At 22.1% G+C, this 21,722-nt stretch carries 21 protein-coding genes, 2 tRNA genes and 1 pseudogene; 7 read left to right on the forward strand and 17 right to left on the reverse strand.

From position 1 onward, the window contains the following. Positions 1 to 36: 36 nt before the first annotated feature. Positions 37 to 110, reverse strand: a tRNA-Val gene (locus tag GJT85_RS00555). A 40-nt stretch (positions 111 to 150) separates the two neighbouring features. Then, positions 151 to 1,500, reverse strand: a complete 1,350-nt coding sequence (locus GJT85_RS00560; RefSeq protein WP_208754293.1) for an MATE family efflux transporter — start codon at positions 1,498 to 1,500, stop codon at positions 151 to 153. 98 nt (positions 1,501 to 1,598) lie between these two features. Between GJT85_RS00560 and grxD the strand changes: the two genes are divergently transcribed. Next, positions 1,599 to 1,913 carry a Grx4 family monothiol glutaredoxin gene (grxD, locus tag GJT85_RS00565; RefSeq protein ID WP_208754294.1) on the forward strand — a complete coding sequence of 105 codons (315 nt, stop codon included), beginning with the start codon at positions 1,599 to 1,601 and terminating at the stop codon, positions 1,911 to 1,913. A 4-nt stretch (positions 1,914 to 1,917) separates the two neighbouring features. Here grxD and rnt read toward each other — a convergent pair whose 3' ends face one another. Next, positions 1,918 to 2,574 (reverse strand): ribonuclease T, encoded by a 657-nt coding sequence (gene rnt / locus GJT85_RS00570; RefSeq protein WP_208754295.1) that lies wholly within the window; start codon positions 2,572 to 2,574, stop codon positions 1,918 to 1,920. Between the two features lie 485 nt (positions 2,575 to 3,059). Between rnt and minC the strand changes: the two genes are divergently transcribed. Beyond that, positions 3,060 to 3,476, forward strand: a complete 417-nt coding sequence (gene minC / locus GJT85_RS00575) for a septum site-determining protein MinC (RefSeq protein WP_208754296.1) — start codon at positions 3,060 to 3,062, stop codon at positions 3,474 to 3,476. A 34-nt stretch (positions 3,477 to 3,510) separates the two neighbouring features. Further along, complete coding sequence (gene minD / locus GJT85_RS00580) at positions 3,511 to 4,323, forward strand: septum site-determining protein MinD (RefSeq protein WP_208754297.1); 813 nt, start codon at positions 3,511 to 3,513, stop codon at positions 4,321 to 4,323. A gap of 212 nt (positions 4,324 to 4,535) precedes the next feature. Here minD and tsaB read toward each other — a convergent pair whose 3' ends face one another. After that, positions 4,536 to 5,222 (reverse strand): tRNA (adenosine(37)-N6)-threonylcarbamoyltransferase complex dimerization subunit type 1 TsaB, encoded by a 687-nt coding sequence (gene tsaB, locus GJT85_RS00585; protein WP_208754298.1) that lies wholly within the window; start codon positions 5,220 to 5,222, stop codon positions 4,536 to 4,538. A gap of 277 nt (positions 5,223 to 5,499) precedes the next feature. On the opposite strand from tsaB, the gene hslV reads away from it, so the two are divergent. Together hslV and hslU are read left to right on the forward strand one after the other, a co-directional pair. Further along, positions 5,500 to 6,027 (forward strand): ATP-dependent protease subunit HslV, encoded by a 528-nt coding sequence (gene hslV, locus GJT85_RS00590; protein WP_208754299.1) that lies wholly within the window; start codon positions 5,500 to 5,502, stop codon positions 6,025 to 6,027. 21 nt (positions 6,028 to 6,048) lie between these two features. Then, positions 6,049 to 7,365 (forward strand): ATP-dependent protease ATPase subunit HslU, encoded by a 1,317-nt coding sequence (gene hslU, locus GJT85_RS00595; protein WP_208754300.1) that lies wholly within the window; start codon positions 6,049 to 6,051, stop codon positions 7,363 to 7,365. 99 nt (positions 7,366 to 7,464) lie between these two features. Here hslU and hisIE read toward each other — a convergent pair whose 3' ends face one another. The 9 genes and pseudogenes from hisIE to rnhA form a co-directional block, all read right to left on the reverse strand. Beyond that, positions 7,465 to 8,085, reverse strand: a complete 621-nt coding sequence (hisIE, locus tag GJT85_RS00600; protein ID WP_208754301.1) for a bifunctional phosphoribosyl-AMP cyclohydrolase/phosphoribosyl-ATP diphosphatase HisIE — start codon at positions 8,083 to 8,085, stop codon at positions 7,465 to 7,467. Then, on the reverse strand, positions 8,079 to 8,858 hold the full coding sequence (gene hisF / locus GJT85_RS00605; RefSeq protein WP_208754302.1) for an imidazole glycerol phosphate synthase subunit HisF: 780 nt from the start codon (positions 8,856 to 8,858) through the stop codon (positions 8,079 to 8,081). Before hisF ends, hisIE begins: the two co-directional genes overlap by 7 nt. Next, positions 8,840 to 9,577, reverse strand: coding sequence for a 1-(5-phosphoribosyl)-5-[(5-phosphoribosylamino)methylideneamino]imidazole-4-carboxamide isomerase (hisA, locus tag GJT85_RS00610; RefSeq protein WP_208754303.1), 738 nt, complete (start codon positions 9,575 to 9,577; stop codon positions 8,840 to 8,842). Before hisA ends, hisF begins: the two co-directional genes overlap by 19 nt. A gap of 14 nt (positions 9,578 to 9,591) precedes the next feature. Continuing rightward, positions 9,592 to 10,179, reverse strand: coding sequence for an imidazole glycerol phosphate synthase subunit HisH (hisH, locus tag GJT85_RS00615; protein WP_208754304.1), 588 nt, complete (start codon positions 10,177 to 10,179; stop codon positions 9,592 to 9,594). Beyond that, positions 10,176 to 11,243: a bifunctional histidinol-phosphatase/imidazoleglycerol-phosphate dehydratase HisB gene (gene hisB / locus GJT85_RS00620; RefSeq protein ID WP_208754305.1), complete on the reverse strand. Its 1,068-nt coding sequence runs from the start codon at positions 11,241 to 11,243 to the stop codon at positions 10,176 to 10,178. The genes hisH and hisB overlap by 4 nt, the downstream gene beginning before the upstream one ends. Positions 11,244 to 11,272: 29 nt before the next feature. Further along, complete coding sequence (gene hisC, locus GJT85_RS02310) at positions 11,273 to 12,370, reverse strand: histidinol-phosphate transaminase (protein WP_246212340.1); 1,098 nt, start codon at positions 12,368 to 12,370, stop codon at positions 11,273 to 11,275. Then, a pseudogene (gene hisD, locus GJT85_RS02315) lies at positions 12,371 to 13,675 on the reverse strand (histidinol dehydrogenase); the annotation flags it as partial. A gap of 5 nt (positions 13,676 to 13,680) precedes the next feature. Continuing rightward, positions 13,681 to 14,574 (reverse strand): ATP phosphoribosyltransferase, encoded by an 894-nt coding sequence (gene hisG, locus GJT85_RS00630; protein ID WP_208754306.1) that lies wholly within the window; start codon positions 14,572 to 14,574, stop codon positions 13,681 to 13,683. Between the two features lie 155 nt (positions 14,575 to 14,729). Further along, entirely contained in the window at positions 14,730 to 15,191 is a 462-nt protein-coding gene (gene rnhA, locus GJT85_RS00635) for a ribonuclease HI (RefSeq protein ID WP_208754307.1), read from the reverse strand. 49 nt (positions 15,192 to 15,240) lie between these two features. Here rnhA and dnaQ point away from each other — a divergent pair, with 49 nt between their 5' ends. After that, on the forward strand, positions 15,241 to 15,963 hold the full coding sequence (gene dnaQ, locus GJT85_RS00640; RefSeq protein ID WP_208754308.1) for a DNA polymerase III subunit epsilon: 723 nt from the start codon (positions 15,241 to 15,243) through the stop codon (positions 15,961 to 15,963). Positions 15,964 to 16,022: 59 nt separating this feature from the next. Next, positions 16,023 to 16,096: transfer RNA gene (locus tag GJT85_RS00645), tRNA-Asp, on the forward strand. Between the two features lie 33 nt (positions 16,097 to 16,129). Here the strand turns inward: GJT85_RS00645 and GJT85_RS00650 are convergent. The 4 genes from GJT85_RS00650 to tkt all read right to left on the reverse strand — a co-directional run bounded on the left by GJT85_RS00650 (position 16,130) and on the right by tkt (position 21,418). Beyond that, positions 16,130 to 16,963 (reverse strand): mechanosensitive ion channel domain-containing protein, encoded by an 834-nt coding sequence (locus GJT85_RS00650; protein WP_208754309.1) that lies wholly within the window; start codon positions 16,961 to 16,963, stop codon positions 16,130 to 16,132. 76 nt (positions 16,964 to 17,039) lie between these two features. Next, the gene (fbaA, locus tag GJT85_RS00655; protein ID WP_208754310.1) at positions 17,040 to 18,119 is read right to left on the reverse strand and encodes a class II fructose-bisphosphate aldolase; all 1,080 of its coding nucleotides are present in this window, start codon (positions 18,117 to 18,119) and stop codon (positions 17,040 to 17,042) included. A 90-nt stretch (positions 18,120 to 18,209) separates the two neighbouring features. Further along, on the reverse strand, positions 18,210 to 19,370 hold the full coding sequence (locus tag GJT85_RS00660; protein WP_208754311.1) for a phosphoglycerate kinase: 1,161 nt from the start codon (positions 19,368 to 19,370) through the stop codon (positions 18,210 to 18,212). Positions 19,371 to 19,408: 38 nt separating this feature from the next. After that, entirely contained in the window at positions 19,409 to 21,418 is a 2,010-nt protein-coding gene (gene tkt / locus GJT85_RS00665) for a transketolase (RefSeq protein WP_208754312.1), read from the reverse strand. Positions 21,419 to 21,722 lie beyond the last annotated feature (304 nt).

Here is a 21,722-nt window from a genome sequence, read left to right on the forward strand (position 1 = left end):
TAAAAAATATAAAATAAATATTTTAAAAATTTATTATGCGTTCTAGAGGATTTGAACCTCTGACCTTCACCTTGTCAAGATGATACTCTAACCATCTGAGCTAAGAACGCTAAATTAATGGTATATTTCTATCATAAAAAATACGAAAAATCAATGTTTTTGTTGTACTATAATAATACGATATATAGTAAGTACTGATGATATAGTTAATGCAACAACAAATCCAACCCAAAAACCTGCAGGACCCATAGGATTATTTGTTAATAAATGTGTTAAAGATAAAATATATCCTATAGGTAATCCTATAATCCAATAGGAAAGAAAAGTTATTAAAAATATAGATATAGTATCTTTATAACCTTTTAAAATGCCTATTCCTATAATATGTATAGTATCTGGTATTTGATATAATACCGATAACAAAACTAATTTTGATGATAAATTAATAATATTAATATCTTGATTATATAAAGATATAATATTTTTTCTAAAATAAATAATAACACTAGAAATTAGTATAGTAATTACCATTCCTACTATTTGAGTAATCCAACTAATTTGTTTTGCTTGAATTTTTTTATTATAACCTAAAAAATATCCGATTCTAATAGTAACTGCTGTACTTAAAGAAAAAGCAATAATAAATATAAATGAACTAATATTTAATGCTATTTGATGGCTAATAATTTGTTCTATACCCATAGAATAAATAAATAAAGATACTATTGTAAATAATGTTACTTCAAAAAATATAGAAAGTCCAATAGGTAAACCTAATATCAGTATTTTTTTAAAAATAGTAAAATTAGGTTTAGTTATGAATTTAATAGTAAAAATATTTTTAAAAGATTTTGATATAATAAACCATATTAATGCCATAATACACATTATCCAATATATTATTACTATAGATAAACCACATCCTAATCCGCCTACTCTTGGTATAAAGTAAAATCCATATATAAACATAAAATTTAAAGGAATATAACACAACATGCCTAGAAAACTTATAATCATCATAGGAATTGTAAATGTTAATCCTTCAAAAATACAACGTAAAATTTGTAAAAATAAATAAGCTGGTGTTGACCATAAAATTATTTTTAATAAAATAGATACTTTATAAAATAATAAATGATGAGTATTCGGTATATATTTTATATATATACTAATTATATATATAATTAACATTATTATAAATGATAATAATATAGATAATAAGTATACTTGATGAATTTTATATTTTATATAAATAAAATTCCCTACTCCATATAATTGTGAAATGATAGGTATCAAAGATAATAGAATACCATGTCCTAATAATATTATAGGAAACCATATAGATATACTAATAGTAAAAGCAATAATATCTATATTACTAAAATGTCCTAAAATAAGATTATTAATTACATTAATAGATATTTGTGTTATTTGTGTAAATAATACAGGTATAGCTAGAATAAATAATGCTTTAATTTCTAATAATATTTTTTTATACATATAATCCTTTAAAATATATTATTTTATATATAATTATTGTATAATAAAAATTAATTTAATTAAAAATATATTATTTAACTTATATATATAGCTTACAAATGAATATATTTAAACAAATAAAAATACAAATAAAAACAAATCCTTTTATTTTATATATGAAAGGAACACCAAATAATCCACAATGTGGTTTTTCAAATAAAACTGTACAAATAATTATGTTATATAATATAAAATGTAAATATATTGATGTTTTAGAAAATATTGATATTCGTATTTATTTACCAAAATATGCTAATTGGCCAACATTTCCCCAATTATGGGTATATGAAGAATTAATAGGTGGATATGATATTATTTCTAGTCTACATAAAGATAATAAATTACATGATATTCTAAAATATAAAAATTTATAAAATATTATAGATTTTTTACTAATTTTATATTATTTAATGGCCAATATCCTATTTTTTTCCATATATTTACTAATTTACAAAATAATATAGCAGTACGATTAGTATCATATAAAGCTGAATGAGCTTGATTATTGTCAAATGGAATGCCTAAAATTTTACATGATTTTGCTAAAACTGTTTGTCCTAACATTAATCCACTTAAAGTAGCAGTATCAAACATCGCAAAATTATGAAATGGATTAGTATCTTCCATTTTGATACGTTTGATTGTTTCTATTATAAAACTATGATCAAAACTAGCATTATGTGCTACTAAAATAGCTTTTTTACAATTATTTTTTTTAACATATTTCCATATTTTACTAAAAATTATAGTAAAAGCTTCATGTTCAGTAATAGCTCCTCGTAAAGCAGAATAAATATTAATTTTATTAAAAGTTATAGCATCATGTGAAATATGTGCACCTTTAAAAGGTGAAATATGAAAATGTAATGTTTTATTAATGGATAACCATCCATGTATCATTTTTAATGTGATTAAACTAATTTCTAAAATAGCATTTTTTTTAGAATTAAATCCTGAAGTTTCTATGTCAACTACAACAGGGCATAAACCTCTGAATCTATGAGACAATAAATCAAATTTAGATAAAATATTCATATTTTGATATCTTTTATATTATATATATTTTAAATATTTTATATTATATTTTTAAATATCTTGCATAATGTATATTATATAATAAAAATTACGTATAAAATTAATGAATTATATTAAATATATAAATTAATATATTAATAAATAAAAAGTATAATTTAAACAACATAATTTTATATTTTCTATGATATATTTATACCAAAATTAATCAAAAATTACAAAAACCATAAAAAAATACAAAATAATTCCATATTGTAAAATATTACAAAAATAATAAATATTTTTTTAAAAATATTAGATACAAATTAACAATATATTTATAAAATTATTTGATAGATAATATGTATATTATATATTAATAATCATTTGAATTTTAATAATATAAAAATTATTAATTATTACATTAATTACTATACTGAATTAGTGTAATATATTATTTAATATAAACAATTATTCAATATTTTTTATAAAAAAAGATAATAAATATTATGGAAAATAATGAAAAACTACAATCTTTAATAAAAATTATTAAACAAAAAAGATCATACAATAATATAGATAATAATATTTGTTATGCTAAAAGTATAATTATTAATTATCATATACGTTCTGGGCAACAAATTTATGCTAAATATAGTGATTTAATTGTTGTTAATAATGTTAGTAATGGCGCTGAATTAATTGCAGATGGTAATATTCATATTTATGGATATATGAGAGGTAAAGCTTTATCAGGGGCAAATGGTGACAAAAATTGTCAAATTTTTTGTAGTAAACTTTATGCAGAATTAATATCTATAGCGGGAGAATATTTAGTAAAAGATGAAATAGACAAACAATTTATTGGTCAAGCATCCAGAATATTTTTAAAACGTAATTTAATAACTATAAAACAACTAAGTTAAATAACTTAAATTATATTTTTAAGGTAAATAATATATGATGCGTATAATTGTAGTAACATCAGGGAAAGGTGGTGTAGGAAAAACAACTTCTAGTGCTGCTATAGCTATAGGATTAGCACAACAAGGTAAAAAAACCGTTGTCATAGATTTTGATATTGGTTTGCGTAATTTAGATTTAATTATAGGATGTGAAAAAAGAGTAGTTTATGATTTTATTAATGTTTTACAAGGAGAAACTACTTTACATCAAGCATTAATTACAGATAAACATATTGAAAATTTATATATTTTACCTGCATCACAAACAAGAAACAAAAATGCTTTAACATATAAAGGTGTTGAAACAATTTTTAAAAGTTTTAATATTATGAATTTTGATTTCATTATATGTGATTCTCCAGCTGGTATAGAAACAGGTGCTTTAGTAGCATTATATTTTGCTGATGAAGCTATTATTATAACAAATCCTGAAATTTCTTCTATTAGAGATTCAGATAGAATATTAGGTATATTATCTTCTCAATCTAATAGAGCTAAAAATGGTGAAGAACCTATTGTTGAACATTTATTATTAACAAGATATAATCCTGAAAGAGTATATTGTGGAGATATGTTAAGTTTAGAAGATATTATTGATATTTTAAGAATTAAAATTATTGGTGTTATACCAGAAGATCCATTAGTATTAAAAGCATCCAATAAAGGTCAAAGTATTATACTTTATAAAAATTCTGAAGCTGCTCAAGCATATAATGATACTGTTAAACGATTATTAGGTGATAATATACCATTAAGATTTATAAATCAGAAAAGAATGAATTTCTTTAAACGTTTTTTTTGGAAATAAAATATGATTAAAATTAATTTATTATAAAAAAATAACAAATTATTTTTTAACAAAATTAAATTTAATTACATTATGAAATATTTAAGATTAATATATTAAAATTATACCAATAATAGTTCATATTCTTTATGATAAATTCATCATATTTTATAATATATATTATTTTATTACAAAATAATAAATAATAAATAATAACTTTATTAATTTAATATTTAAAACATATTATTAAGATAATTAGCTTTATATTGTTTGTTTATTATACTATGATTAAGTATAATATTATTAATAATATATATTAAATCATATTTAGAATATGATATTCTATTTAAGTAATGTAATTTTAAATAATGATTTATATATTGTTTTTTAATATTTATTTTAAAAATATTATAATCTATATTAGAAATCATTAACCATATTCCTTTTAATGATAAAATTTTACGAATAATATTATTATAATGTAATATACATTCACTATTCTGTCCAATCCATAACCCTTTTTTATTTCTTTTATACAAAGCAAAGTATAAATGATGATTATTATATTTTATAATACTAATAATATTAGTAATTTTAGTAATTTGCCAAGCTTGTTCTGCTATAATCATTAAATTAGATATGCCAATTTTAGGAATATTTAATGCAAATGATATTCCTTCAATAATTGACATACCAACTCTAATACTGGTAAAATTACCAGGACCTAATGCATAACCTAATAAATGTATATCTTTTAAAGATATATTATTTTTGTGTAAAAGTTTATTAATTAATATTAATATAAATTGTGTGTGATTATTAGGACAATACTTATTAATATAAGTAAGTATATTATTGATTTTTAATGAAATAGTACAATTCTCATGACAACTATTAATAGTTAGAATATTTTTATACATATATAAATGTTTATGTTAAAAAATAAGATTATATATAAAATTATTGTTTTAAGCAAAAATTATGTTATAATTATTTTTAATAAAATATTTATTAATATTTTAAATTAATTATTAGTAAAACCATATGATATATTCTATCAGATTATATATTTTTATATATACGTCTTTCTATCTATAATAAAGATGTTACTAATTTATATAAAACTATATTTTACTAATATAATATGTTATATATAGTGTTTATTATTTCAAAGTTGAAATAATCTTTGAGGTTTCCATGACGACTATAGTTTGTGTAAGAAGAAATGGAGAAGTTGTTATTGGTGGTGATGGTCAAGCTACACTTGGCAATATTGTAATGAAAGGTAATGTCAAAAAAATTCGTAAATTATATAATAATAAAGTAATAGCAGGTTTTGCAGGAGGCACAGCAGATGCATTTACTTTATTTGAATTATTTGAACAAAAATTAGAAATGTATCAAGGTAATTTGACTAAATCTGCTGTTGAATTAGCAAAAGATTGGAGAACAGATAGAATTTTAAGAAAATTAGAAGCATTATTAGTTATTGCTGATAAAATAACATCTTTAATTATTACAGGTATTGGAGATGTAATACAACCTGAAAATGATATAGTTACTATAGGATCTGGTGGACCATATGCACAAGCATCAGCTCGTGCGTTATTTGACAATACTAATTTAAGTGCATATGAAATAGTAAAAAAATCACTTGTTATAGCAGGAGATATTTGTATTTATACAAATCATAATTTTACTATTGAAAAACTATTATCTAAATAAAGCATGAGGAAAATGCTCATTATGTCTGAAATGACCCCACGTGAAATTGTAAATGAATTAGATAAATTTATTATAGGACAAAATAGTGCTAAAAAAGCTGTAGCTATAGCTTTAAGAAATCGTTGGCGTCGTATGCAATTAGATGAAAATTTAAGGCAAGAAGTTACACCAAAAAATATATTAATGATTGGTCCAACAGGAGTTGGTAAAACTGAAATAGCACGTCGTTTGGCAAAATTAGCTAATGCTCCATTTATTAAAGTAGAAGCTACAAAATTTACTGAAATTGGTTATGTTGGTAAAGAAGTAGATTCTATTATTCGTGATTTAACTGATTCTGCAATTAAAATGATTAAAACTCAAGCTTTTAAAAAGAATTGTTATAGAGCAAAAGAAATAGCTGAAGAAAGAATTATTAATGTTTTATTATTAAATACCACTTGGGATAAAGAACAAAATAAAACATTAATTAGACAAAAATTACTTGTTAAGTTAAGATCAGGTCAATTAGATAATGAAGTAATTGAAATTAATATATCTAGTACACCTATGGGTGTAGAAATTATGGCACCACCAGGTATGGAAGAAATGACTAATCAATTACAATCATTATTTCAAAATTTAGGTGGTAATAAACAAAAAAAAAGAAAATTAAAAATTAAACATGCTTTTAAATTACTTATAGAAGAAGAAGCAAATAAATTAGTAAATAATGAAGAAATTAAACAACAAGCAATAGAAGCTGTTGAACAACATGGCATTGTTTTTCTAGATGAAATAGATAAAATTTGTAGAAGAAATACTAATATGTCATCTGATATTTCTAGAGAAGGAGTACAACGTGATTTATTACCATTAGTAGAAGGTTGCACAGTATCTACTAAACATGGAATGGTTAAAACTGATCATATATTATTTATTGCATCTGGATCTTTTCAAATTGCTAAACCATCAGATCTTATTCCTGAATTACAAGGTAGATTACCTATTAGAGTAGAATTAAAAGCATTAACTACAAATGATTTTGAAAGAATATTAATAGAACCTAATGCATCTATTACAATGCAATATCAATCTTTACTTGCAACAGAACAAGTACATATTAATTTTACTGCAGATGGCATTAGACGTATTGCAGAATCTGCATGGCAAGTAAATGAAACTACAGAAAATATAGGTGCAAGAAGATTACATACTGTTCTTGAACATTTAATGTCTGATATTTCATATAATGCTAGTGAATATAATAATAAAATTATTACCATTGACAAAAATTATGTTAGTAAACATTTAGATACATTAGTTGCTGATGAAGATATAAGTAGATATATTTTATAAAAAATATAAATATTATTTTTATCTTAAATTATTTTGTTGTTCTATGTATTATTTATTTAATTTATAAAATATATACATTAATTAATGTATTTCCCATATTTAAAATGAATTTCTTTTTTGTAACATTTGAATAATATCATTTATTTTAATGTTTTGAGATTGTAAAAGTATAATTAAATGATATAATAAATCAGATGTTTCTTCTATGATTTCCTGTTTGTTATTATGATTTGCTGCTATAATAGTTTCAATAGCTTCTTCACCAACTTTTTGAGATATTCTTTTTGTTCCACTTTTATATAAATTATAAGTGTATGATTTAGTTATAGATTTAACATTTTTTCTGTTATTTAAAAATTGTTCTAAAATATATAAAAATGTGAAATTTGGTATCATTGTACTTTTAAAACAACTGTATGTATTTAAATGACATGTTTTATGAATAGGATTAACTAAAATTAATAAAGTATCTTGATCACAATCAGTTAAGATTGAATCAACCTGTAAAAAATTACCAGAAGTTTCTCCTTTAGTCCATAAAGTATTACGTTTTCTAGAAAAAAATGTTACTTTTTTATTTTTTAAAGTCATATTTAATGCAATTTTATTCATAAAAGCATGCATTAAAATTTGTCCAGAAATTTTATGCTGTATAATAGTTGGGATTAATCCATTGGGTTGATCCCAATTTAATTTATTTATATTATTATCAATTAACATAATCTAATCTCTATGTTTTTCTTAAATAAAAATTTTTTTAATTTATGAATATTAATTATTTTATTATGAAATATTGATGCAGCTAAAGCTCCATCAATATTAACATCCTGATGAAATACTTGGTAAAAATGTTCATAAATACCCGCACCACCTGAAGCAATTAATGGTATATTACATATATTTTTAATATCTTTTAATTGTTTTAAATCATAACCGTCATTCATACCATCATGATTCATCATATTTAATACTATTTCACCTGCACCTAATTCTTGTACTGTTTTTACCCAATTAATTGTTTCCCATGTTGTTTTTTGTATGTAATTAATGTTGCCTGTGTATTTATATACATAATATTTATTATTATTTTTATCGTACCAAGAATCAATTCCAACCACAATACATTGTTTGCCAAAATATTGAGATAAATCTTTAATTAACAAAGGATTATTTAAAGCTGGAGAATTAATAGATATTTTTTCTGCACCAAATTGCAAAATTGTTAAAGCATCATTAATAGATTTGATACCTCCTGCAACACAAAAAGGAATATTTATTACATCTGCAATTTTAGAAATCCATGTTCTATCTACTATTCTATTATCAATAGAAGCAGTAATATCATAAAAAACTAATTCATCTGCTCCATCTTTATCATATTTTTTAGCTAATTCTACAATATTGCCTACATATTTATGATTTTTAAATTGTTTACCTTTAACTACTTTACCATTTAATACATCTAAACATGGAATTATGCGTTTTGCCAACATTTATTAGCCTCTTGAATAGTAAATTTATTTTCTAAAAAAGCTTTACCAATAATTATATCTTTAATTCCTAAATCTTTTAATTTTTTGATATCATTTAATGATGTTACCCCTCCAGAAGACTGAAAATATATTTCAGGATATTTATTTATTATTTCTTTATATAATTTAAAATTAGGACCTTGAAATGTACCATCTTTTGTAATATCTGTACATAAAATGTACTTAATGCCTATCTTAATTGCTTTTTCTATAATATCTTCAAAAACTAATCTACTATTTTTTTGCCATCCATTAATATATACAAATTTATTATTATTTTTATCTACTTTAATATCAATAGCTAAAATTATTTTTTTGTTATATAAATTTATCCAATTTTGTACAGACTCTATATCATTGATAATAGAGGAACCAATTATAATTTTGGATTTAGGAATAATATTATGTATAATGTTAATATCTTTTATTGTACGTATACCACCACCAATTTGTATTGGAATACTAATATTGAATAATATTTTCTTAAATAACTTAAATTGTTTATGGTTTGAATTCTTAGCACCATCTAAATCAATAATATGTAATTTTTGTGCACCATGTGAAATATATTTTTTTATGTAAAAAATAGGATCATTTATATATATTTTCTTTAAATTATATTGTCCTTGATATAAGCGTACTACTTGGCCTCTTATAAAATCAATTGCTGGAATAATCATTTTTTGTTATCTTTTTATAAAGTTAAAAAATTTTTAATTAATTGGATACCATATAATCCCGATTTTTCTGGATGAAATTGTACACCAAAAAAGTTTTTATGATTAATAATAGAACTAAATAAATTATTATAATTGCTTGTAGCAATAGTATAGCTATTTGTATGAACAAAATAACTATGTGCGAAATAAAAATAAGTATTATTAGGAATATTTAAAAATAATGCAGATTGTGTTTTATATTTAACTGTATTCCAACCCATATGTGGTACAGGCAAATAAGTATCTATATGTTCTACTGTATAATTTAGTCTACCTAATGTTTGAACACCATTACATTCTTGACTATATTTACCTAATATTTGCATACCTAAACATATGCCTAATATATCTATACTACAATATTTAATAATATTTATTAAATTATCTTGTTTTAATTTATTCATAACTGATACTACTGAACCTACTCCAGGCAGAAATATTTTATCAGCACCAGTAATTATTTGAGGATCATTAGATATCGTTGATTTAAAACCTATTTTTTTTATTGCGGATTGTAATGAATATAAATTACCACAAGATGTATTTATAATAACAATTTTCAATATAAAATTCCTTTAGAACTAGGTATATTAGAATGAATAATTTTAATTGCTTGTTTTAAAGTTTGTCCAAAAATTTTAAATAAGCTTTCTGCTTTATGATGATCATTTTCACCATATGCTTTTAAGTATATATTAGCATTCATTGAATATGATAATGAATAAAAAAAATGTTTAATCATTTCAGTACTTAAATCACCTACCTTTTGAAATTTAAAATTTACATAATAATGCAGATATGGTCTTCCAGATAAATCTATAGCACATTCAGCTAATGTATCATCCATAGGTAATATAAAACCAAATCTATTAATTCCTAATTTATTACCTAATGCATTAAATAATGCTTCTCCTAAAGATAAAGCAGTATCTTCAATAGTATGATGATCATCAATATTTAAATCACCTATCACATTAATATAAAAAATACATCCAGCATGAGTTGCAATTTGTTCAAGCATATGATTAAAAAAATTAATTCCAGTATTAATTTGACTCATACCATAATTATCTAAAAATACTTGTATTTTTATTGATGTTTCTCTTGTTTGTTTTTTTATTTTACTATATCTTTTTATTGTTGTTAATTTATGTAAAATATCTAACCAATTAAACTTATTACGATGATATTGTATACCATGTATTCCTATATTTTGTGCTAATTCCATATCAGTAATTCTATCACCAATTACATAACTATTTTTTTTATCTAATTTATTATTAAGATATTCATGTAACATTATTATATTAGGCTTACGACATATACAATTATCACTAATATAGTGTGGGCATATAAAAATATTATCAAAAATAATATTTTGTGATTTAAATACATTTAACATAAAATTTTGTGTTATATCAAAATCATTCTGCGGGAATTTTTTTGTACCTAATCCATCTTGATTAGTTACCATTACTAAAATATATGATAATTTTTTTAATTGTGATAATACTAAAATAACATTTTTTTCAAAAGAAATTTTATTAATACTATCAATTTGAAAATTATTTTTAGGTTCATTAATCAATGTACCATCACGATCAATAAACAAAATTTTCTTTAACATATTAAATTATCCTATCAAAATATTTTTTATCATAAAGATAATTGATTTAAAATAAATATAAGCTTTTTACATTCATCAAATGAACCAATAGTAATTCTTATACAATTTTTTAATTGTGGTTCATGATTTTGACTTCTTACAATAATATTTTTACTGTATAAATATTTAAAAATATATTCAGCATTAATAAATTCTACTAAAATGTAATTAGTTACACTAGGATAAATATATTTGACAAAACTGATTTTTTTTAAATGTTCTATTAACCAATATTTATTATTCATTAATATATCAATATTATTAAACATAATATTGATATTTTTTTTTTGTAAAGCTTGTATTGCTATATCAGATACTGGCTGTGGAACTGGATATGGTGCAATAACTTTGCGTAATAAATTAATAATATAAATATTTGCAATAACAAAACCACATCTAATACCTGCAAGAGCAAATGATTTGGATAATGTTCTTAAAATAACTAAATTATTATATTTTTTAATTAAAGAAACTAATGTGTTTTTTATACAAAAATCTATATATGCTTCATCAATAACTATAATTGTATTATTTTTTGTAATATTTAATAATTGTATTAAGTCTTCTTTTTGAAGTAAATTACCTATAGGATTATTTGGATTACATATATAACATATTTTTATGTTGAATAAATTTTCTTTTATTTTTTGTAGATTTAATTGTTGATTTTGTAAATTATTAATTATACGGTATTTAATACCTAAAATTTGTGCACTAATTTTATACATACCATAAGTAGGTGGAAAAAACATAATATAATCATCATGAGATGTACAAAATACTTTCATTAATAATTCTATACCTTCATCAGCACCTCGAGTAATTAAAATATTATTAATATTAATATTTATATATTTGCTATAATTATTTAATAGTTCTATTGGTTGCGGTTCAGGATATCTATTAAATGTATTAATTTTTAAATTAAATATAGTATTATTAGGTAATTCATTAGCATTTAATAATATTTTATTATATGTATTATTATCTATAATTCTTGCAGATTGATATGGTTGCAAATGAATAATATCTTGTCTTGCTATATTTGATATACATATTTTTTGTATATTATTTTTTGAATTTAACAAATTATTATTTATAATATATTTTTTTCTAATAGAAACTGCATTTGTATGTCCTAATAAATTTTCCTTTTGTGACATAATTTCTACTGTATCAGCAATATTCATAAAAGCTTGTTTTGTTAACTTTTGTACATACATACGTTTTTGAAAATCCATAATACCTAAACAAGAATATGTATGTGCATAACCATATGTAGGTAATACATGATTTGTACCAGCAGCATAATCACCAATAGATTCTGGTGCCCAACGCCCTAAAAATATTGATCCAGCATTATTAATATAAGGTAGAATATCATGGTAATTTTTACATTGTATAATTAAGTGTTCTGGAGCATATTGATTAATAATTTCTATAAATTGTTGATTATTTTTTACAACTATTATATGACTATTTAATAAAGATTTTTTTATAATATTTTTTTTTGTTAAACAATTTAATTGAATATGTATATTTTTTATAACTAAATTAGCTATATGTATAGATGTAGTAAGTAATATTACTTGAGAATCAGCACCATGTTCGGCTTGTGATAATAAATCTGCTATAATAAATTCATAATCTGCATATTTATCTGCAATAATCATTAATTCTGATGGTCCTGCAGGCATATCTATAGTAGTATTTAAATTATCTAACAAATTAATTTGCCTTTTTGCTTCCGTAACAAATATATTACCTGGACCAAAAATTTTATTAACTTTTTTAATTGTTTGTGTCCCATAAGCCATAGCCGCAATAGCTTGAGCTCCACCTATTTGAAAAATATTAGTTATACCACATAAAGAAGCTGCAAACAAAATTTCATTTGATATAGGTGGAGGTGAACAAAGAATAATATTTTTACATAATGCTAATCTTGCAGGTATACCTAACATTAATACAGTAGAAAATAATGAAGCAACACCTCCTGGTACATATAAACCAACAGAATTAATAGGTTTATAATGTTGTTGACAATATAATCCAGGAATAATTTCTATTTTTATATCTTTTAAAATTTGAGATTGATGAAATTTTTTAATATTTAAAAAAGCTATTTTAATGGCATTTTTAACATTTTTATTTATAAATTTATGGGCATTATCAATTTGTATTTTATCAATTTGTATTTTATCAATTTGTATTTTATCAAATAATAAAGTATAATCTTTTAAAGCACAATCACCATTGTTTTTAATTTTATATAAAATATCTTGAACATTTTTTTGTAATTGGTTATTTAATAAATATATTGGTCTAGATAAAATTTTTTTTTTATCTATTTTATGACATTGATCCCAATAAATAATACGTTGTAATAACATATAATTTACTCCATTAATTTTTCAATAGGTAAAACTAAAATAGAACTTGCACCTAATATTTTTAATTTTTCTATAGTATCCCAAAATAATGTTTCACTACTAACCATATGCATTACTAATTTTGTATTATCTCCATATAAAGGTAAAATAGTAGGATATTCCGCGCCTGGCAATAAATCTATTACACTACTTAATTTTTTACGTGGTATATGTAACATAATATATTTAGATTCTCTAGCTTTAATTACACCTTGTATTCTTGTTAATAATTTATTGATTAATTTCTTTTTAATTGTTGATATCCCATCACGTTGTATTAAACATGCTCTAGAACTATATATTGTTTCTACTTCTTTCATTCCATTTTCTTTTAATGTAGCACCAGTTGAAACTAAATCACAAATAGCATCTGCTAATCCAACTCTAGGTGCTAATTCAACAGAACCATTTAATATACAAGATTTAAATTGTATATTATGTTTATCTAAATATTGTTTTAATAAATTAGGATAAGATGTTGCAATACGATAATTTTGTAAAGTTTGAGGACCATGATATTCTTGATATATAGGTATAGCTATAGATAATCTACATATACCAAAATCTAATCTTAATAAGGTTATATATTTAGCATAATGATTTCTAGATAAACGGGTTAATACTGCTTCTTGTAAAACATTTTCTCCTATAATACCTAAATCTACTACTCCTTCCATAATTAATTCTGGAATATCATCATCACGCACCATAAATATATCAATAGGCATATTTAAAGCAAAGGCAATTAATTGCTGTTGTAAATTAATTTTAATACCACATTTTTTTAATAATTCATATGAATCTTTATTTAAACGTCCTGATTTTTGCATAGCAATACGCAAACGATTGTTATCTAACATAACAAATTATCCTTATTTATAAAAAAGAATTTTTTATTAACATATTTATTCATTTTAAATAATTAATTATATTATTTATAACATAAATTTTTTTTAATTTTAAATAACTTATTTTAATAATTATTATTTTTATATAAAAATATATAAATTTAACATTAATTGTTATAACCAATATCATAATATTTAGGATGTTCAGCTGCATAACGTGCTAATTTATCACATTTCTCATTGTATAAATGACCATTATGTCCTTTAATCCAAAACCAGTTAATATTATGATATACCAATATTTTATTTAATCTTTTCCACAAATCAATATTTTTTACTGGTTTTTTATTACTGCATAACCATTTTGAATGTTGCCAATTTATAATCCATTTAGTAATACCATTTTTTAGATATTTACTATCAGTTGATATAGAAATATTACAACTTTCTTTAACAGATTCTAAAGCAATAATTGCTGCCATTAATTCCATTCTGTTATTAGTTGTATAAAAAAAACCTTGAGAAAAAATTTTTTCATATTGATAATATTGTAAAATAGCAGCATATCCACCAGGACCTGGATTTGAAATACATGATCCATCAGTAAAAATATTTATATCTTTATACATAATATTTTATATACCTTAACCTTAACATATTATTTAGGAAATAATAAATATGAATAATATTATACGTCAAATAGTTTTAGATACGGAAACAACAGGTATGAATATTCATCCTCCTTATTATATAGGACATAAAATTATAGAAATAGGTATAGTAGAAATTATTAATCGTCAAATAACCGGGAAATTTTTTCATACATATCTTAATCCAATGCAATCTATTAGTTTTGATGCTTATAACATTCATGGTATATCTAATGAGTTTTTATTAGATAAACCTGTATTTTGTAATATTATTACAAATTTTATAAACTATATAAAAGGATCACAATTAATTATACATAATGCACAATTTGATATAGATTTTTTAAATTATGAAATTTCTCTAATAAACAATGATTTGCCTAAAATACAAGATATATGTTCTATAATTGATACTTTAAAAATTGCTAGAGAATTATTTCCAGGAAAACGTAATTCATTAAATTCATTATGTTCTAGATTTAATGTTGATAAACAACAACGTACTACACATGGGGCATTATTAGATGCTAAATTATTAGCTAATGTTTTTTTAGCTATGACTAGTAGTCAAAATACATTTAAGCTAGATGATTTTCAACATATTAATTTAAATCAACAAAAATATATAAAAAATAAAATGATAAAACATCAAAAATTATTAATTATTAAACCTTCTACTGAAGAAAACAAATTACATATAAAACAAATTAATATGATTAAAAATAAATGTGGTTTTTGTTTGTGGAATTAAATTAATATATAAAAAAGTATTGACGAATTATATTATGATATATATCATAATATAATTATGGTGCGATAGTTCAGTTGGTTAGAATACCGGCCTGTCACGCCGGGGGTCGCGGGTTCAAGCCCCGTTCGCACCGTAAAAAGATATATTTTATAATTATTAAAAATAGTCAATCATTATTAATCCATAAAATACAAGAAGGTTTATATTTTTCTATATTTTCTTTAATACGATGAATTAAATTTGAACATATTTCTTTTTTATATATAAAATCATTCATCCAAAAAAATATAGTAAAATTTATAGAATTATGAGTAATTTCATTAAGTACAGTATGTACTGTAGAATTTTTGATAATTGTATTACTCATAGATACTGTATCTAATAATATTTTTTGTACAGTATATATATCATTTTCAATAATCATTCTAGATAAACCTAAAGTAATTTTATTACGATATTCATGAGATTTAGATAGATTAATAATATTTTCTGATAAAATTTTACTATTAGGTATAGATACAATATTACCGTCTATAGTTTTTAAAAAAGTACAAAAAATTTCTACAGTAATAATTTTTCCAGTAATATTATTTAAATTTATATAATCTCCAATTTGAAATAATCTTAAAGTAATAATTAATAATCCTGATGCAAGATTTGATAAAGCATTTTGCCAAGCTAATCCAATAACCAATCCTATTGTACCAAATGCAGCTACAATAGATGAAGTTTTAAATCCCATACTGCTTAAAGCACTAACAATAATAAAAATAAATGAACCATATTTTAATATATTGGAAAAAAAACCTATAGTAATAGGATCTACATTTCTATTTTTAAAAATATTTTGTATTGTTTTAATAAAAATTCTAGAAATTCTAAAACCTATAAATACAATAATACCAGCTAATATTAAATGCCAACATTGATATAAAATTACTAACTTATTTTGTAATATCCAAATTTTAATAATTTCTAAAATATTCATAAATGTATTCATAAATTATTTAACCATTTTAAAAAAATTTTTACTTATTAAGTAATTAATATATTTATATGATTATTATGTTATGTATTTATAATATGTTAACTGCATTTAAATCTCTAAAGGTTTGTTCTAGACGTTTTTTCATAGAAATTTGTGATTCTCTAATCCAAATTCTTGGGTCATAATATTTTTTATTAGGTTGATTATAACCTTTAGGATTACCTAATTGATTTTGCAAATATTCTCTATATTTTTTATAAAATTTTAATACACCATTCCAAGTAGCCCATTGAGTATCTGTATCAATATTCATTTTAATAACACCATAATTAATTGATTGTTTAATTTCTTCTATAGATGAACCTGAACCTCCATGAAATACAAAATTAATAGGATTAGGTATTAATTTATGTTTTTTACTAATATATTCTTGAGATTGTTTAAGAATTTTAGGTAATAGTTGTACATTACCTAATTGATATACTCCATGAACATTACCAAAAGATGCTGCAATAGTAAATTGTGGACTAATAGAACTTAATTTTTCATATGCATAATTAACATCATATGGATCTGTATATAATAAATTTTTTGATAAATTACTATTATCAATGCCATCTTCTTCACCACCAGTACATCCTAATTCTATTTCTAATGTCATATTCATAGATGACATTTTATGTAAATATTGACTACATATATTAATATTATCTTCAATAGATTCTTTTGATAGATCTATCATATGAGAAGAAAATAAGGTATAACCATATAAATTATAATGTTTTTTATTTGCATTTAATAACCCATCTAACCAGAATAGTGTTTTTTTAGTACAATGATCAGTATGTAAAATTACAGGAATTTTATAATATTTAGCAAGTTGATGAACATGATTTGCACCTGATATAGCACCTATAATAGGAGCTAAATGAGCATTTTCGTTTGTTAATCCTTTCCCTGCAATAAAAGACGCACCACCGTAAGAAAATTGTATAATAACAGGAGATTGCATTTTTGATGCTGTTTCTAATACTGTATTAATAGAATCTGTACCTATACAATTAATAGCTGGTAAAGCAAATTTTTTTTCTTTTGCTATATTAAATATAGTTTGTACATCATGACTTACAATAACACCAGGTTTTACATAATTTAAAATTTTAGACATAATGTATAAAATTACCTTATTAATAAATTTAATTTATACTAGTAATATATAAAATATATTACCTAATACAATAAAATTATGATTTAGTTTTTATATATATTGTTTTAATTTTTCTATAACAACTAATGTATTATTTTCTATAAATTTTAAAAAAGACCCACCACCAGTAGAAATATATGAAATATTATTAAATACATTAAATAATTCTATTGCTGCTAAGGTATCACCTCCACCTACAATAGAAAATGCATGATTTTTTGCAATAGTTTTAGCAATATTTTTAGTTCCTTCACAAAATTTTTGAAATTCAAAAACGCCAACGGGACCATTCCATAATATTGTAGATGCTTTATTTAATATATTAATAATTATTTGGATAGATTGATCACCAATATCCATAATTTTTTCATTATATAAAATATTATTAGTATTTCTTATATAAACAGGAGATGTATTTGAAAAATTTATACCTACACGAAAATCAACAGGTAAAATAATATTTTTACATTTTGTCATAACATCTTTAGCTAATAGCATAGCATTTTTTTCATATAATGAACTACCAATATTATATTTAGTAGCTAAAATTGTATTAGCAATACCACCACCTACAATAACCTTATCTGACATTTTAGATAATTTATTTAATAAACTAAATTTTGTTGAAATTTTAGCACCGCCTATAATAGAAATAATTGGTTTTTTTGGTTTATATAAAAATTTTTTTAAATTTATTAATTCATTAATTAATAGCAAACCAGCACATGATTGTTGTACAAAAGATATAATTCCATAAGTAGATGCATGTTTTCGATGTGCTGTAGCAAAAGCATCCATAACAAAAACATCACACAAAGCAGCATATTTTTTTGATAAGGTTATATCATTTGCTTTTTCACCAATATTAAAACGAATATTTTCTAATAAAATTATTTCATTTTTTTTAAAAGATATACCATCTAAATATTTTTTTTTTAAAATAACTGGATGATTTAATAAATTGCTTAAATGCACAGCAATATTCTTTAATGATAATTTATTATTATATTCTCCTTCTACAGGTCTACCCAAATGAGATGCAATAATAATTTTAGCTCCATGATATAATGCATATTTAATAGTTGGCAATGATAATTTTATTCTAATATCAGAAATAATTTTACCTTGTGAATCTATTGGCACATTAAAATCCGATCTAATAAAAACAACTTTGTTTTGGATTTCTATATCTAGAATATTTTTTATAGACATAATTTATTATACCTTTTATTTATTATATATGAAAAATTTTAAATATTATTTTTTAATAATTTTTTTATTACAGAAATAATATTTTCAACAGTAAATCCAAATTTTTTAAAAAGTTCCATAGAAGAACCTGAATAACCAAAAGAATTTATTCCTATAACTTTGCCTTTTAAACCCACATATTTATACCAAAAATCTTTTGAACCAGCTTCTATAGCAATTCTACATGTAATTTGTGGAGGTAAAACATAATTTTTATATTCTTCTGTTTGTTTATCAAAAACATCAGTTGAAGGCATGGAAACAACTCTAATTTTATATTTAATTAAAGATAATTTATTATATACTTGTACAGCTAAATCTACTTCAGATCCAGTAGCAATTAAAATAATATTTGGATTTTGTTCTATACAATCTTTTAAAATATAACCTCCATAATGGATATATTTAATTTTATTATTATTTCTAATTTGTGTTGGTAAAATTTGTCTAGATAAAATTAATCCTGTAGGAGTATATTGATTTTCTATAGCATATTGCCATGCTATAAGTGTTTCAATTTTATCACAAGGACGCCAAATACTTATATTAGGTATTAATCTTAAACTAGATAATTGTTCTATAGGTTGATGTGTAGGACCATCTTCGCCAACACCTATAGAATCATGTGTATAAATCATAATATTTCTAATTTTCATTAATGAAGCCATACGTACTGCATTACGACAATAATCCATAAAAACTAAAAAAGTTGCGACATAAGGTATAAACCCTTTATATAAAGCAATACCATTAGATATGGCCATCATTCCAAATTCTCTTACACCATAATAAATATAATTTCCATTTTTAAATTTATTAATAGGTTTAGAATTAGATAATAAAGTTAAATTACTTGAAGCTAAATCTGCAGAACCACCTAATAATTCTGGTAATATATTAGATAATTTTTCTAAAATATAATGTGATGCTTCTCTAGTAGATAAATTAATATTATTCTTATACATATGATTTAATATATTTTGTAATTCTAGTTTCCAATTTGTAGGTAATTTATTATTAATTCTTCTTTTAAATTCTTCAGCTAATTTAGGAAATATTTTACAATAATCATTAAATTTATTTGCCCATTGTAATTCTTTTAAATCACCTATTTTTTTAGCATCCCATTGTTTGTAAATATCTTCAGGTATATCAAATGGTTTATAATTCCAATTTAATTGTTTTCTAGTTAATAATATTTCTGTTTCTCCCAAAGGAGTACCATGTGAAATATTTTTACCTGATTTGTTAGGTGAACCAAAAGCAATAGTAGTATTACATATTAATAAAGAAGGTTTATCTGATTGCAAAGATTTCACTTGATTAATAGCATTTTGTATTTTTTTATAATTATGTCCATCAATATTATCAATAACATTCCAACCATAAGATTCAAATCTTTTTTTTGTATTATCATTAAACCAATGTTTTACTTTTCCATCAATAGATATACCATTATTATCATAAAATACTATAAGTTTTTTTAATTGTAGTGTCCCTGCTAATGAACATACTTCATGAGAAATACCTTCCATTAAACAACCATCACCAACAAAAACATATGTATAATGATTAATAATATCATATCCTGGTTTATTAAATTGTGCTCCTAATGTTTTTTCAGCAATAGCCATACCTACTGCATTAGCTAAACCTTGTCCTAATGGACCTGTACTTGTTTCTACACCTAAAGTACATCGAAATTCTGGATGTCCGGGAGTATTAGAAAAAATTTTGCGAAATTTTTTTATATCGTTGATAGTTAAATTATAACCTGTTAGATGTAATAAACTATAAAGTAACATAACACTATGACCATTAGATAATACAAATCTATCACGATTAATCCATAATGGATTATTAGGATTATGATTTAAATAATTTCTCCATAATACTTCTGCTATATCAGCCATTCCCATTGGAGCGCCAGGATGTCCTGAATTAGAATGTTCAATAGCATCAATACTTAAAAATCTAATAGCATTAGCCAGATCTTTTCTAGAAGGCATACTTTACTCCTAAAGATTATTAATTTTTATAAAAAAATATAATATTATATAAATATCATACTTTTATAAAATAAATACATATCATTAATAAAAATTGTTAGATAGTAAATTTTTAAAATTTTTAATTAATGAATTAAATATATGATAATAGTATATTATGCATATAATTCAATTATTATAAATTAATTTTTAATAATTATGCATATTACATAATAATTTTATAAAAATATTTACAATCTTAAACATGTTATGTTATAAAAATATATGTTCAAAATTATTAATTTATTATTTCATAAAGGTTTTA

Source organism: Enterobacteriaceae endosymbiont of Neohaemonia nigricornis, from assembly GCF_012571795.1.
In the GTDB taxonomy this organism is placed as follows: domain Bacteria; phylum Pseudomonadota; class Gammaproteobacteria; order Enterobacterales; family Enterobacteriaceae.

What these genes read in the sequence shown, in the direction of transcription:
- rnhA (WP_208754307.1), bottom strand. Translation starts at nt 15,191, where the DNA reads ATGTATAAAGATATAAATATTTTTACTGATGGATCATGTATTTCAAAT.
- hisF (WP_208754302.1), bottom strand. Translation starts at nt 8,858, where the DNA reads ATGTTGGCAAAACGCATAATTCCATGTTTAGATGTATTAAATGGTAAA.
- tkt (WP_208754312.1), bottom strand. Translation starts at nt 21,418, where the DNA reads ATGCCTTCTAGAAAAGATCTGGCTAATGCTATTAGATTTTTAAGTATT.
- hslU (WP_208754300.1), top strand. Translation starts at nt 6,049, where the DNA reads ATGTCTGAAATGACCCCACGTGAAATTGTAAATGAATTAGATAAATTT.
- dnaQ (WP_208754308.1), top strand. Translation starts at nt 15,241, where the DNA reads ATGAATAATATTATACGTCAAATAGTTTTAGATACGGAAACAACAGGT.
- hisIE (WP_208754301.1), bottom strand. Translation starts at nt 8,085, where the DNA reads ATGTTAATTGATAATAATATAAATAAATTAAATTGGGATCAACCCAAT.
- GJT85_RS00660 (WP_208754311.1), bottom strand. Translation starts at nt 19,370, where the DNA reads ATGTCTATAAAAAATATTCTAGATATAGAAATCCAAAACAAAGTTGTT.
- grxD (WP_208754294.1), top strand. Translation starts at nt 1,599, where the DNA reads ATGAATATATTTAAACAAATAAAAATACAAATAAAAACAAATCCTTTT.
- minD (WP_208754297.1), top strand. Translation starts at nt 3,511, where the DNA reads ATGATGCGTATAATTGTAGTAACATCAGGGAAAGGTGGTGTAGGAAAA.
- hisA (WP_208754303.1), bottom strand. Translation starts at nt 9,577, where the DNA reads ATGATTATTCCAGCAATTGATTTTATAAGAGGCCAAGTAGTACGCTTA.
- rnt (WP_208754295.1), bottom strand. Translation starts at nt 2,574, where the DNA reads ATGAATATTTTATCTAAATTTGATTTATTGTCTCATAGATTCAGAGGT.
- tsaB (WP_208754298.1), bottom strand. Translation starts at nt 5,222, where the DNA reads ATGTATAAAAATATTCTAACTATTAATAGTTGTCATGAGAATTGTACT.
- hisG (WP_208754306.1), bottom strand. Translation starts at nt 14,574, where the DNA reads ATGTTAGATAACAATCGTTTGCGTATTGCTATGCAAAAATCAGGACGT.
- hisB (WP_208754305.1), bottom strand. Translation starts at nt 11,243, where the DNA reads ATGTTAAAGAAAATTTTGTTTATTGATCGTGATGGTACATTGATTAAT.
- hslV (WP_208754299.1), top strand. Translation starts at nt 5,500, where the DNA reads ATGACGACTATAGTTTGTGTAAGAAGAAATGGAGAAGTTGTTATTGGT.
- minC (WP_208754296.1), top strand. Translation starts at nt 3,060, where the DNA reads ATGGAAAATAATGAAAAACTACAATCTTTAATAAAAATTATTAAACAA.
- fbaA (WP_208754310.1), bottom strand. Translation starts at nt 18,119, where the DNA reads ATGTCTAAAATTTTAAATTATGTAAAACCTGGTGTTATTGTAAGTCAT.
- GJT85_RS00560 (WP_208754293.1), bottom strand. Translation starts at nt 1,500, where the DNA reads ATGTATAAAAAAATATTATTAGAAATTAAAGCATTATTTATTCTAGCT.
- GJT85_RS00650 (WP_208754309.1), bottom strand. Translation starts at nt 16,963, where the DNA reads ATGAATACATTTATGAATATTTTAGAAATTATTAAAATTTGGATATTA.